This is a genomic window from Collimonas sp. GW821-FHT07E08 (assembly GCF_059418905.1).
Map to the genome: position 1 here is coordinate 159,563 of NZ_JBWKQR010000011.1, position 11,993 is coordinate 171,555.

General features: G+C 61.2%; 13 protein-coding genes. 11 read left to right on the forward strand and 2 right to left on the reverse strand.

The genetic code is table 11. The features are described from left to right. The 9 genes from AC07RZ_RS16000 (at position 1) to AC07RZ_RS16040 (ending at position 7,616) form a co-directional block, all read left to right on the forward strand. Positions 1 to 1,041 (forward strand): hypothetical protein, encoded by a 1,041-nt coding sequence (locus AC07RZ_RS16000; RefSeq protein ID WP_494668654.1) that lies wholly within the window; start codon positions 1 to 3, stop codon positions 1,039 to 1,041. Positions 1,042 to 1,271: 230 nt separating this feature from the next. Then, a complete protein-coding gene (locus AC07RZ_RS16005) occupies positions 1,272 to 1,796 on the forward strand; it encodes a cytochrome b (protein WP_494668655.1) in 525 nt (174 codons plus the stop codon). A 29-nt stretch (positions 1,797 to 1,825) separates the two neighbouring features. After that, positions 1,826 to 2,398: a YceI family protein gene (locus AC07RZ_RS16010; protein WP_494668656.1), complete on the forward strand. Its 573-nt coding sequence runs from the start codon at positions 1,826 to 1,828 to the stop codon at positions 2,396 to 2,398. Positions 2,399 to 2,439: 41 nt separating this feature from the next. Next, complete coding sequence (locus AC07RZ_RS16015; protein WP_494668657.1) at positions 2,440 to 3,012, forward strand: YceI family protein; 573 nt, start codon at positions 2,440 to 2,442, stop codon at positions 3,010 to 3,012. A gap of 152 nt (positions 3,013 to 3,164) precedes the next feature. Continuing rightward, a complete protein-coding gene (locus tag AC07RZ_RS16020; protein WP_494668658.1) occupies positions 3,165 to 4,781 on the forward strand; it encodes an alkaline phosphatase D family protein in 1,617 nt (538 codons plus the stop codon). 147 nt (positions 4,782 to 4,928) lie between these two features. After that, positions 4,929 to 5,246, forward strand: a complete 318-nt coding sequence (locus tag AC07RZ_RS16025; RefSeq protein WP_342829150.1) for a DUF2946 family protein — start codon at positions 4,929 to 4,931, stop codon at positions 5,244 to 5,246. Between the two features lie 66 nt (positions 5,247 to 5,312). Then, positions 5,313 to 6,338 (forward strand): TonB-dependent receptor, encoded by a 1,026-nt coding sequence (locus tag AC07RZ_RS16030; RefSeq protein ID WP_494668659.1) that lies wholly within the window; start codon positions 5,313 to 5,315, stop codon positions 6,336 to 6,338. Positions 6,339 to 6,678: 340 nt separating this feature from the next. After that, complete coding sequence (locus tag AC07RZ_RS16035; RefSeq protein ID WP_494668660.1) at positions 6,679 to 7,179, forward strand: DUF3761 domain-containing protein; 501 nt, start codon at positions 6,679 to 6,681, stop codon at positions 7,177 to 7,179. A 191-nt stretch (positions 7,180 to 7,370) separates the two neighbouring features. Continuing rightward, positions 7,371 to 7,616, forward strand: a complete 246-nt coding sequence (locus AC07RZ_RS16040; protein WP_014007628.1) for a GlsB/YeaQ/YmgE family stress response membrane protein — start codon at positions 7,371 to 7,373, stop codon at positions 7,614 to 7,616. Between the two features lie 77 nt (positions 7,617 to 7,693). Here the strand turns inward: AC07RZ_RS16040 and AC07RZ_RS16045 are convergent, their stop codons facing one another. Both AC07RZ_RS16045 and AC07RZ_RS16050 read right to left on the reverse strand, forming a co-directional pair. Next, on the reverse strand, positions 7,694 to 8,878 hold the full coding sequence (locus AC07RZ_RS16045; protein WP_494668661.1) for an SDR family oxidoreductase: 1,185 nt from the start codon (positions 8,876 to 8,878) through the stop codon (positions 7,694 to 7,696). 24 nt (positions 8,879 to 8,902) lie between these two features. Next, on the reverse strand, positions 8,903 to 9,718 hold the full coding sequence (locus tag AC07RZ_RS16050; RefSeq protein ID WP_494668662.1) for a MipA/OmpV family protein: 816 nt from the start codon (positions 9,716 to 9,718) through the stop codon (positions 8,903 to 8,905). Positions 9,719 to 9,894: 176 nt separating this feature from the next. On the opposite strand from AC07RZ_RS16050, the gene AC07RZ_RS16055 reads away from it, so the two are divergent. Both AC07RZ_RS16055 and AC07RZ_RS16060 read left to right on the forward strand, forming a co-directional pair. Beyond that, positions 9,895 to 10,593: a response regulator gene (locus tag AC07RZ_RS16055; protein WP_186450544.1), complete on the forward strand. Its 699-nt coding sequence runs from the start codon at positions 9,895 to 9,897 to the stop codon at positions 10,591 to 10,593. Continuing rightward, on the forward strand, positions 10,593 to 11,906 hold the full coding sequence (locus AC07RZ_RS16060) for an ATP-binding protein (protein ID WP_494668663.1): 1,314 nt from the start codon (positions 10,593 to 10,595) through the stop codon (positions 11,904 to 11,906). The genes AC07RZ_RS16055 and AC07RZ_RS16060 overlap by 1 nt, the downstream gene beginning before the upstream one ends. Positions 11,907 to 11,993 lie beyond the last annotated feature (87 nt).

Here is an 11,993-nt window from a genome sequence, read left to right on the forward strand (position 1 = left end):
ATGCCAGCATGCTGGAAAACATTGGCGGCCCCGCTATGCGCTGCACTGGCGATCGCCACGGCTACAGCGGCGCACGCAGCAGAGATCGCCTTTTCCTCTCAGCGCGATTTCACCGAAATCAGCCTGACCATCAAGGATACCTATAACGCCAATCCGGATTCGGTCGCCCTCGAAATCACGCTGAGCCAGGATGCCCAGCAGCGCATGGCGGCGGCCAGCGGCGCGGCGCTGGAACAGGACCTGACCGTAGTTATCGATGGCAGGGCGGTGAGTACATCGCACGTGCAAAGCGTAGTCGATACGCCCCAGCTGCGGATCGCCATGCCGAAACAGGCCGTCATGGAACTGCTGCCGTCTTTGCTCGGCGTGAACGCCGCGGCAAATCCTCAGGGAGCGCTGGCGGAACCAGCGGCGCTGGCGGAACCAGCGGCGCTGGCGGCGCCCGCACCGGCCGACACGCATGCACCGCTGCTTGCCGCCGCGCCATATGTGGTCCAGGCCCAACAGGTAACGCCGCCATCGGTCTCGGAGTCTCCTGCGGAATCGCCCGCGGAAGCCGCGCCGATGCCGATGCCCGCGGCACAGGAACCTGGCCTGGCGCCGGGCGTGCCGCCGGATCTGGCGATGACGCCTGCGGCAGATCCGATGCCGGCAGATGCCGTACCGCCGCCACCGCCGCCTCTGCCATCCCTGCCGCCTCAGCTGGCGATTCCATCATGGGCGCTCGGAGCATGGCTGCCGACCAGCGCCACGCCTTCGCCCTACGCCGAAATCAACCAGGGCGATCCGGTGGCGATCTACGCCAACGCGGTGGACGCCATCAACTGCAACCGCGCCAGGCTGTCGATACTGGACAGCAGCAATGCGCGGGTGCGGCTGCAGGTCGCCCCGGATAGCCAATGCGTGATCTCCGGCCTGCGGGTCGACCGGCTGCAGCTTTCTCCTGCACTGGAACCCGGCAAGATCGCCATTTCACTTTATACGCAGCAGGACGACATCAACGGCCCGCCATCCAAGGAAAGCATCTATCGCCGCAGATAGGCGAGCGGCCCGGCGGGCCAATAAGCATGGCTGCGCGCAGGCCTGCGGCAACGGCCTTCAAGAATTTCCGATACTATAGCGAATCGATTGATAGATTAGCAGAATGTCATCGCGCGGATGAAACTCATCGCAGCTTTACGAGTCTCAGCCGGGCAAGCGGCAGCCATGTGAAATATCACGGTACTGTAGCGTCTCCGGACTTCTGATCAATTTATTCACGACCAATATTTATGCAACGCTACACAACCCCCGCCATTGTGCTGCACTGGCTGGTCGCCATCCTGATCGTCGCCACCTTTGTCCTCGGCCTGACCATGGTCGACATCCCCGGCCTGACCCCCACCAAACTGAAATATTTTTCCTGGCACAAGTGGCTGGGCGTCACCGTGCTGGGCCTGGCTTGCATACGCCTGTTGTGGCGTAAAACGCAAGGCGCGCCGCCTTATCCGGACAGCATGCAGCCATGGCAGCAGCGCGCCGCGCACGGCCTCCACATCCTTTTGTATGTGCTGATCTTCGCGGTGCCGATCTCGGGCTATTTCTACAGCCTGGCGGCCGGCGTGCCGGTGACTTATCTCGGCTTGTTCCCGATGCCGGTGCTGATAGCGCCGAATCCGGACCTGAAACCGATCCTGAAGCTGGTCCACTACACACTCAACATGATCATGCTGGGCGCCGTCTCGCTGCATGTGCTGGCGGCGCTCAAGCACCATTTCATCGATCGCGACGGCGTGCTGAAACGCATGCTGCCCTGAACATCCCTCTCCATCACAAGGAATATTCCATGACACGTTTCCTGTTACGCACCACCGCTATCGGCCTGCTCGCCCTCGGCGCCAGCTGGCCTGCCCTCTCCGCTCCCCTGAAACCGGACCTGGCCAAGAGCAATGTCACCATCGTGTTCAAGCAAATGAACGTGCCGGTGGAAGCCAAGTTCAAGCAATTCACGGCGCAGATCGATTTCGACAGCGCCCAGCCCGCAGCTGCCAAAGCCAGCGTCGACATCTCGATCCCGAGCTTCGACCTGGGCGATCCTGAATACAATAAAGAAGTGCTGAAAAAAGAATGGTTCAACGCCGCGCAATTCGCCAAGGCCAGCTTTGTCGCCAGCTCGATCAAGGCCAGCGCCGGGGCGCCTGCCGGCAGCAAGTACGACGTCGCCGGCAAGCTGACCATCAAGGGCAAGACCACCGACGTCAGCTTCCCCCTGAGCGTCAAGAAAGAAGGCGGCGCGCAAGTCTTCGACGGCAGCCTGCCGATCAAGCGCCTCACCTATAACATCGGTGAAGGCGAATGGAAAGACACCAGCATGGTGGCAGACGAAATCGTCATCAAGTTTCACCTCGTAGCGAACTAACTCGGTATTTTTCTCTCATCAAAACACAAGGGCAATCAACAATGAAACTGAAACTCATCATCGCCGCTCTGCTGGCGGCCAGCGCAGCCAGTGCATTCGCAGCGGTCGACACTTACACCATCGATCCTAACCATACGTATCCGAGCTTCACCGCCGACCATATGGGAATCTCCTTCTGGCGCGGCAAATTCGAAAAGACCAGCGGCAGCGTGACGCTGGACCGTGCCGCCAAGACCGGCTCCATCGATATCCGCATCGATGCAAGTTCCATCGATTTCGGCCACGCCAAGATGAACGAACATGCATCCAGCCCTGACATATTCGACGTCAAGAAATACCCTGAGGTGACCTACAAAGGCACTTCGGTGAAATTCGACGGCGACAAGCCGGTCGCGGTCGACGGCGAACTGACCCTGCACGGCGTCACCAAGCCGGTCACGCTGACCATCAATTCTTTCAAGTGCATCCAGCATCCGATGCTGAAACGCGAAGTCTGCGGCGCCGATGCAAGCGCTTCCTTCAACCGCAGCGACTTCGGCATCACCTACGGCTTGCCGATGTTCTCGCCGGAAGTGAAGCTGGCGATCCAGGTCGAAGGCATCAAGAACAACTGATCCGGTTACGGCCGGCAGCTGCCTGACACAAAGCCGAGCGGCGACATGCCGCTCGGCTTTTTTCATTTCCGGGCCGGAGACAGGCAATTCATCGTCCTGTAATACAAGCTCGATAAAATCTTCGCTTCGCTTTCCATTTCGCGGAGCACGCCATGTCCAGCCACAACACTCCCGCCTCCAAACGCCGCAATTTCCTGCGCAAGATGACTGCCGGCGCCGGCGTGCTGCTGACCGGCGCACCGCTGCACAGCGTCATCGCACAGGGCGGCGCGCCAGCCCTGGTTACCTCGGACAAGCTGCGGCCGCAACTGCCCAGCGGCGTGATGAGCGGCGACATTACGCGCGACAAGGCGATCATCTGGAGCCGCGCCGACCGCCCCTCACGCATGGTGGTCGAGTATGCATCGAATGAAAATTTCCGGGATGCGCTTACGGTGCAAGGGCCGCTGGCCCTGTCCAGCAGCGACTTCTCGGCCCGGGTCGACCTCAGCGGCTTGCCCAGCGGACAAACCGTTTTTTACCGCGTGCGTTTCCAGGACATCCAGAATCCCTCGGTCTACAGCGAGCCGCTGAGCGGCAGCCTGCTGATCCCCGGCGGCGCCGAGCGCGACATCACTTTCGCCTTTTCCGGCGACGAAGCCGGCCAGGGATGGGGCATCAACGAGGCCTGGGGCGGCTACCGGATCTATGAAACGATGCGCCGCTTCAAACCCGATTTCTTCATCCATTCCGGCGACCAGATCTATGCCGACGGCGTCATCGAAAAGGAAGTCAGGCTGGACGACGGCACGCTCTGGCAAAACCTGGTGACGCCGGCCAAGTCCAAGGTGGCGGAAACGCTGGACGACTATCGCGGCAACTTCGCCTATAACCTGCTGGACGCCAACAAGCTCCGCTTCGCCGCGGAAGTGCCGTTCCTGGTGCAATGGGATGATCACGAGGTGCGCAACAACTGGTATCCGGGCCAGAAAATCGGCGCGGCGGAAAAGCGCTACCAGGAGCGCGACCTGTCGACCCTGGCAATCAACGCCAAGCGTGCAATGTTCGAATACAACCCGTACCGGATCGAACCCAGCGATCCCGAACGGGTCTATCGCATGTTCAACTACGGTCCGCTGCTGGAAGTGTTCATGCTGGACGAACGCAGCTACCGCGGCGCCAACTCGCCGAACCGCCAGAGCGCGCTGACCCAGGACGCCGCCTTCCTCGGCGCGGCGCAATTGCGCTGGATCAAGCAGGCTTTGCTGCGTTCGCGCTCAACCTGGAAAGTGATCGCCAGCGACATGCCGATCTCCATCGTGGTGCCCGACCTCAACCCGGACGTGCCGCAAGGCACTTTCGAAGCATGGGCCAACAACGATCACGGCAAGCCGCTCGGACGCGAACTGGAAGTGGCCGACCTGCTCAAGTTCATCAAGCGGCACGACATCAAGAACGTGGTGTGGGTCACTGCCGACGTGCATTACGCCTCGGCCACCTGCTACCTGCCTGAGAAGGCCAGCTTCACCGACTTCAAGCCGTTCTGGGAATTCGTCGGCGGCCCCCTGCATGCCGGCACGTTCGGCCCGGGCGAAATCGACCGCACCTTCGGTCCCGACGTGCGTTATGTCAGCATCCCCAGCGACATGAAGCAGAACCGTCCGCCCAGCGAACTGCTGCAGTTCTTCGGCATCGGCAAGATCGACGCCAGGAGCAAGGTCATGACGGTGTCCCTGCACAATGTCGATGGCAAGGATTTGTTCAAGGTCGACCTGCATCCCGAGGCCTAGGACCATCAATAGGGTTTACCCGACTTGCTGCGGCCTTGGCGGGGCGCTACCATACGGCTAGGTTTGCCATTTCGGCGAACCGCTTACCCGTGCCGCTCTATGTTCCGCCTGCCCCGTCCATTGCGTCAGCTAGCCGTCTGCCTGGCCATGTTTGCAGCATTGCTGCCAAGCATGGTGCAGTTGCTGCCGGCCGCCCATGGACAGCCGCCGGGACTGGGCGAACTGTGCAGCACCGCCGGCCACGTCAAGGCCCCCGGCTCGGACAACCCGGCGCCGGACCAGGACCACCAGGGCCACTGCCTGCTGTGCTTCATCCACGCGACCGATGTCGGCTTGCCGCCCAGCCTGGGCTTATGGCAGGCCCCAGCCAGCACCGGCGTCGACCTGGCGCCAGCCGTATCCGCCCTGCACGCCAGCGCCATCTGGCTCAATCCGCAATCGCGCGGGCCGCCGGTCTTTTCTTGATTTTGTCTGCCAACGCAAACTCCCGTCACGGGCAGTTTGCGCCTTACAACTTACTCAAGGAATACCATGGCTACGCCATCACGCCGCCGCATCCGGCCCGCAATACTGCCGTTTGCCGCGCTTTCTGTCATCGCACTGTTTCCCCATGCAGCCCTGGCCTGCGCCAGTTGCGGCTGTACCCTCAGCTCAGACTGGGACAACCTCGGCATCGGCAATGCCTCCGGCTTCAAACTGGATATCCGCTACGATTACCTGAACCAGAACCAGCTGCGCAGCGGCAGCGGCACGATTTCGCCCGGCGCCGCCAGCCGGATTTCCAATAACGGCGATCCGCAAGAAGTCGAAAAATATACCCGCAACAATTACCTGACGCTGGACCTCGACTACAGCATCAATCCGGATTGGGGCATCAACCTGCAGCTGCCCTACATCATGCGCAGCCACAGCACGCTGGGCACCGCCTCCGATGGCGTCACGCCCGGAGACGGCGGCGGCCAGTACGATTCAAGGACTTCCAGCATCGGCGACCTCAAGCTCATCGGCCGTTACCAGGGTTTCATGCCGGAACATAATTTCGGCGTCATGTTCGGCCTGAAACTGCCGACCGGCAGCCATACCGACACCGCCATGTCCAGCGACCCCAGCGCACCGGGCCCGGTCCCTATCGACCGCGGCCTGCAGCCAGGCACCGGCACCACCGACGCCATCCTGGGTGTCTATTACATGGATACGCTAGGCCAGAATTGGGATTATTTTGTCCAGGGCATCGTGCAGAAAGCGCTGAATTCCAGCGACCAGTACCGCCCTGGCGACGGCGCCAACCTGAACCTGGGCCTGCGCTACATGGGCAATGCTGCTTTCACGCCGCAAATCCAGCTGAATGTGCGGCGCGTGCTGCACGATACCGGCGCCAATGCGGACACCGTCAGCACCGGCGGCACCCTGGTCTACCTCAGCCCGGGAGTATCGGTTCCGGTCAGCCAGCAGGTCTCGCTGTACGGTTTTGTGCAATTGCCGGTCTACCAGAAAGTCAACGGCGTGCAGCTTGCACCGCGCTATACCGCAACCCTGGGCCTGCGCTACGCGTTCTAGCCTGCATGCGCGGGCCATGCCAGCCCGCGCTGCATTCCATGCTTCCATTAGCATTTAAATAATAAAAAAACCGGGTAATTTACCCGGTCAATCGAATATTTCCTTAAACGCATCAAACTGCATGGATCAAGGACATGCGGTAGAAATATCACAATTGTTTTCAATTGTATCGAAAGTCGTGTCAGCCATATCCAATCCGACGGCGTTTAACACCTACCTCGGTCATATTGCCAGGTGCGGCGCACAACATATACGTAGTCGTGCTGCGGTAGACAGATTGATACATAACGTGCGCCAGCTGTAAGGCCACATGAGCGTCACTTACTCCATGGAGAACGAAATGAAAGCATTGTTTATTTCAGCAGCAGTAGCAGCAGCCTTACTGACTTCGGCAGCCAGCTTCGCCCAGGCCCCGGCAGCAGCGCCAGCCGGCACTACCGGCCTGTGCAAGGACGGCAGCTATTCTTCCAACGCTACCAAGAAAGGCGCTTGCTCTGGCCATAAGGGCGTAAAAGAATGGTATTCCGCTGCAGCAGCCGCGCCTGCCGCCGCTGCGGCTCCGGCCGCCGCCGCCCCTGCTGCGCCAGCCCCTGCTGCCGCTAAGGCAGCAGCTCCGGCTGCTCCGGCAGCAACCCCGATGGCGCCGGCTAAGCCGGCCGTCGCAGCCACCGCTCCTGCAGCCGGCGGCGGCGCAGGCAAGGTCTGGGTCAACAGCGCCAGCAAGGTATATCACTGCGAAGGCACCAAATACTACGGCAAGACCAAGGCCGGTTCTTACATGACGGAAGCAGAAGCCAAGGCGGCAGGCAACCATGCCGACCACGGCAAAGCTTGCAGCTGATAGCTGACTGCAACGGGACCCCAGGGTCCCGTTGTCGTTTCTGGCTGACGTTCATGCAAACCGGCGGCGCCGCGGCCGATAAAATCGGCATCGATTTTATCTATCTTTAACAATTTGGCCGCTATTTTTGATGCTTTTTACGCTACTCTTGACGGGTAGTTTAAAGATGGTCAACTCTGAAAGGAAATCTCATGGGCTTTATCGCTTGGTTGATAGTGGGCGCGATCGCAGGATGGCTGGCAGGCGTCCTGGTCAAGGGCGGCGGCTTCGGTGTGCTGGTCGATATCATCGTTGGTATCGTCGGTGCTTTCATCGGCGGCTGGCTGGCAGGCATCCTCGGCATCCAGGTTGGCGGCGGCTGGATTGCATCGATCGTGACGGCCACCGTTGGCGCCGTGATCCTGCTGTTCATCCTGCGGCTTATCAAGCGCGCCTGAGTTGCAGCATTGCCGGATGGATCAGAAAAACCCGCGTCAATGCGGGTTTTTCTTTTTCCGGCGCAAGTTTTTTTGCCTTACTTGAAATCGCAAGCCATTTGCGCCTTCAGCGTCAGTCCGCGCGCACTATGGTCGCAGCGGCCGAGATAATCCAGGAAAGACGGCGCCGGCGGCATGCCTTCACTCAATATCCGGCGCTGGTCGAAGATGTAGTTCAGGCGCGAAAAACGGCCGTACAGCATCAATGCCTTATGCAGCATGCGGGTATTGATCGCCTCCTGCGCCGTCGCGCCGAATGATTGCGCCATCTGCTTCAGCGCAGCTTCCGGCACGCGCTGGTAAGGCTGCCCTTGCCCGCTTGCTTCGGTTTGCCGGAACGCCTGCAGCAGCTCGCCTACCGTGGCGCTGCCGTCCTGTCCCGCCGAGATGTGATACACCGGAAAAGCCAGGGTCGGCTTCAAGGTCAACGCCACTATCGTGCTGGCGCAATAATCGACCGGCACGATATCCAGGCAAGCGCTGGGCGGACAGACAAACCGGTTCAGCTGGGAAACCACTTTCAGCAGCCAGAAGATGCTGGCCGACGGCTTGCAGCCCAGCGCCGAATGGCCAACGATGATCGACGGCCGCAGCGCGACCAGCGGCAGTTCCGGAAAGCGTTCCCGCAGCTGGTTCTCCGCGCGCGCCTTGGATGCGGTATACGGCACCAGGTGCGCGCGCTCCAGCGGCAGATGCAAGGCTTCGGTGACCACCGGCCCGCGCGCAACGCCGCATGCCATCGCGGTGCCGACATACACGAAGCGCCGCAGCCCGGCTACCCGGGAGAAGCGTTCAGCCAGGCGCATGGTGGCGTCGACATTGACCGTCCAGATATCCGGCCGGTCGGCAAACGAAGTGATCGCCGCGCTGTGGATGACATGGCTCACGGCATCGAGCCTTGGGTCGGCGAATGCGTCCGCATCGCTCAGGTCAGCGACGATGACCTGCCGTTCTGAAATTTCTGGCGGCGGCGCTCCCGGCTGCGTAAAGCGAGCGATCGATTGACGCACCCGCTGCGCGCCTTCGGCAGCCGATTTCGCACGTACCAGAAAAAGCATTTCCTTGAAATTTCCGGTGTCGGCGAGAGCCGCCGCAATCGCCCCGCCGACGAACCCCGTGGCGCCGGTGAGGAATATGCGTGCAGGTCCGGCCTGCCGCGTCTGCGCGGCAAGGTCCTGGGTGTCGCGCAGCCACTTCGAGCGCGGAAACAAGTTAAATACCATGTCGCGTCACCAGTCCGGGGGCGCTCAAAACGAATAATTCACGCTGGTGAATCCGCTGTAGTTGGTCTTGGCCAGGACCAGCGGGCTGTCGGCCGCTTTTTGCATATAATGCGTGGCGCCGACCATGGTGGAGACCGACCAGGTCCGGTTGAAGCTATGGGTCCACACGACCGAGGCATTCAACGCGTTCAGGCCCGATTCCGCCTTGTACTGCGCGTAGCCTGAGTTGCGGCTCTGGAGCGCGGTGACGCCGAAGAACGCCTGGTTGTATTTGGCGCTGCCGAAATACGCGGCGCCGCTGACCGCGACCTTGTCCTTTTCCAGCGCCAGCACGGTGCTGCTCAACTGCGCGTGATAGCTGATGCCGCGCTCGCGGTTGCTGAGCGGCTGCGACAGGCCGGCCGAAAAGGTGCTGCTGCCTCCCAGCTTGATGCCGGCTTCGAGGTTGGCCAGCACCGAGCCTTTGATTTCGCCCATGCCCTTCAGCTTGTCGGACCCGGACTGCAAGCCGTCGTTGGAATCCTTGCGGCCGGCGCCGTAGCCAATGGCGGCGCTGGCAAACAGCGTGTCGCCGATGTCGTAGCGGTAACCCGCGCCCTGCATGCTGTCGACGAAAAAACCGTTGGGGGAAACGATGTTCAATACCGGCACCGGCACCGCCCGGTACTCGTCGCTGCCGGCATAACGCGCCATGCGGCCGACGCCGAGCCCGATCGTAACCTTGGTGTCCTGCAGCCAGGATCCGGACGGGCTTGGCGCGGCCTGCTGCGCCGCCGCCACGCGCGATGCAAGAAGGCTGCAAACGGTGACAGCGATTATTGACTTGATCTGGTGTTTCAAATTTTTCTCCGGCTAGTAAAGGAAACCAGTGCACATTCTGGGCAGTCCCGTCTCGCCTGTCTGTGAGACATCGGTGGGAAAAATGTGCGAGTCCGTATCATTTATGTGTTTGTTTGTAATGGCTCCATCGGGCGCTTGACGGCGGCGCTATCATGGAAAAAAGAGGGAAAAACGCAATGAAGAAGGTTTTACTGATCGAAGACGACGCGCGTCTTGCCGAATTGATATCGGAATACTTGTGCCGCTACGATTTCCAGGTGACGCTGGTGCTGCGCGGCGACCTGGCGCTGGACGCGATTGCCCAGGAACAGCCGGACGTGGTGGTGCTGGACCTCATGCTGCCGGGCATGGACGGCATGGATATCTGCCGCGCCATCCGCAAGACATCGTCGCTGCCGGTACTGATGCTGACCGCGCGCGCCGACATTTTCGACCAGGTGGCCGGCCTCGAAATCGGCGCCGACGACTACATGCTGAAGCCGGTCGAACCGCGCCTGCTGCTGGCGCGCCTGCGTGTCATCCTGCGCTGGGTGGAACTGCGCGGCCAGCCCGCGCACAGCGCCCAGCTGCAGTTCGGCGAACTGGCCATCGACCTGTCGGCGCGCCAGGTTTGCTGGAAGGGCCAGGAAGTCGACATGAAGACCGCCGACTACAACCTGTTCGTGATCCTGGTGCAGGCCGCCGGCAAAGTCCTGAGCCGCGACGAGCTGCTCAAGCGCTGGCGCGGCATCGGCTTCGACGGCCTCGACCGCACCGTCGACGTCAGCATTTCACGCTTGCGCAAATGCTTCGACGACGACGCCAACGAACCGCGCAAGATCAAGACCGTGTGGGGCCGCGGCTATCTGTTCAGCCCCATCGCCTGGGACGAATAATGCTAAGAATCCTGATACGCCTGTATTTGATCGTCGCTATCCTGTCGATCCTGTCGATCATCTTCGTCCAAAGAGGTTTCCCCTACTTGTTCTCGACGCAATTCACGAGCCAGATGCATCGCGAATTTGCCAGCGAGGCGATGCTGCTGCGCCGATACCTGGGCCCGGTCCGGGACGACGCCCAGCAAGCCAGGCTGGACGGCATGAATCGTATCAGCCAGCAACGTTACAGCAGCATGTCCGAAGAACAGGCGCATGCGCTGTCGCCGACGACCCGAAGGGAGCTGGCGCAACACGGCATGGCATGGGACCCCGGCGGCGACGTTAACCATCCTGAGGTCTATATCACGCTGGATGACGGCCGCATCCTGGCCATCCATCCGCGCACTTCTTCCGGCTGGATTGAAGTGATTGCCTATGCGATCATTTTCAGCGTCATGCTGGGAGCGATGCTGTTGTGGCTGACGCCGCACTGGCGCGACCTGGAAAAACTGCGCATTGCCGCCGCCCGCTTTGGCGACGGCGCACTGGAGGCGCGCGCCAAGCTGTCCGAGAACTCGTCAATCAAGCAGCTGTGCGCCTACTTCAACAACATGGCCGACCGCATCGGCGCTCTGATCACGGCGCAACGGGACATGGTCAACGCCGCTTCGCACGAGTTGCGCACGCCGCTGGCGCGGCTGGAATTCGGCCTGGTCAACCTGATGGATACCACCGACGACAGCAACGCCCACAAACGCATACAGGCGATGCGCAAGGACGTGGAAGAGCTGGATATCCTGGTCGGCGAACTGCTGACGCTGAGCATGCTGGAACAGTCGTCGCTGGCCGAATCCAGGGAAAAGATCATGCTGGAAGATTTCTTGCGTTCCGCCACCGGCATCTCCGGCGAAGAACTGGCCCTGCGCCGCAGCACCATCAGCTGGGCTATCGACGCCTCGCTGAAAGAAATCGTCATCGAACCGCGCAGCCTGAGCCGCGCATTCTCCAACCTGGTGCGCAATGCATCGCGCTATACCCGCAGCGCCATCCGGGTGCGCGCCGAACCCGGCGCCGGCTGCTGGAGCCTGATTGTCGAAGATGACGGTATCGGCATCCCGGAGCAGGAACGGGAGCGGATTTTCGAACCGTTCTACCGGCTCGACCGCAGCCGCGACCGCGCCACCGGCGGCTACGGACTGGGCCTGGCGATCGTCAAGAAAATCGCCGACCGGCTGGGCGGCACGATCCGTGTCGGCAGCTCGGAACTGGGCGGCGCGATGTTTGTATTGAATTTGCCGCTGCCGGGCCCCGCCACCTTGCCGCGGCACTAACCGTTTCGCGCACCCTTTTACCCGCCTTCCTATCACCTTTACTTATTCCAGATAAGGCAAGCTGACAGCCGCGCGCACAAGGGTGTG

Coding starts and splice junctions, on each gene's coding strand:
- AC07RZ_RS16045 (WP_494668661.1), bottom strand. CDS start 8,878: ATGGTATTTAACTTGTTTCCGCGCTCGAAGTGGCTGCGCGACACCCAG.
- AC07RZ_RS16010 (WP_494668656.1), top strand. CDS start 1,826: ATGACACGTTTCCTGTTACGCACCACCGCTATCGGCCTGCTCGCCCTC.
- AC07RZ_RS16035 (WP_494668660.1), top strand. CDS start 6,679: ATGAAAGCATTGTTTATTTCAGCAGCAGTAGCAGCAGCCTTACTGACT.
- AC07RZ_RS16020 (WP_494668658.1), top strand. CDS start 3,165: ATGTCCAGCCACAACACTCCCGCCTCCAAACGCCGCAATTTCCTGCGC.
- AC07RZ_RS16015 (WP_494668657.1), top strand. CDS start 2,440: ATGAAACTGAAACTCATCATCGCCGCTCTGCTGGCGGCCAGCGCAGCC.
- AC07RZ_RS16025 (WP_342829150.1), top strand. CDS start 4,929: ATGTTTGCAGCATTGCTGCCAAGCATGGTGCAGTTGCTGCCGGCCGCC.
- AC07RZ_RS16000 (WP_494668654.1), top strand. CDS start 1: ATGCCAGCATGCTGGAAAACATTGGCGGCCCCGCTATGCGCTGCACTG.
- AC07RZ_RS16030 (WP_494668659.1), top strand. CDS start 5,313: ATGGCTACGCCATCACGCCGCCGCATCCGGCCCGCAATACTGCCGTTT.
- AC07RZ_RS16055 (WP_186450544.1), top strand. CDS start 9,895: ATGAAGAAGGTTTTACTGATCGAAGACGACGCGCGTCTTGCCGAATTG.
- AC07RZ_RS16040 (WP_014007628.1), top strand. CDS start 7,371: ATGGGCTTTATCGCTTGGTTGATAGTGGGCGCGATCGCAGGATGGCTG.
- AC07RZ_RS16060 (WP_494668663.1), top strand. CDS start 10,593: ATGCTAAGAATCCTGATACGCCTGTATTTGATCGTCGCTATCCTGTCG.
- AC07RZ_RS16005 (WP_494668655.1), top strand. CDS start 1,272: ATGCAACGCTACACAACCCCCGCCATTGTGCTGCACTGGCTGGTCGCC.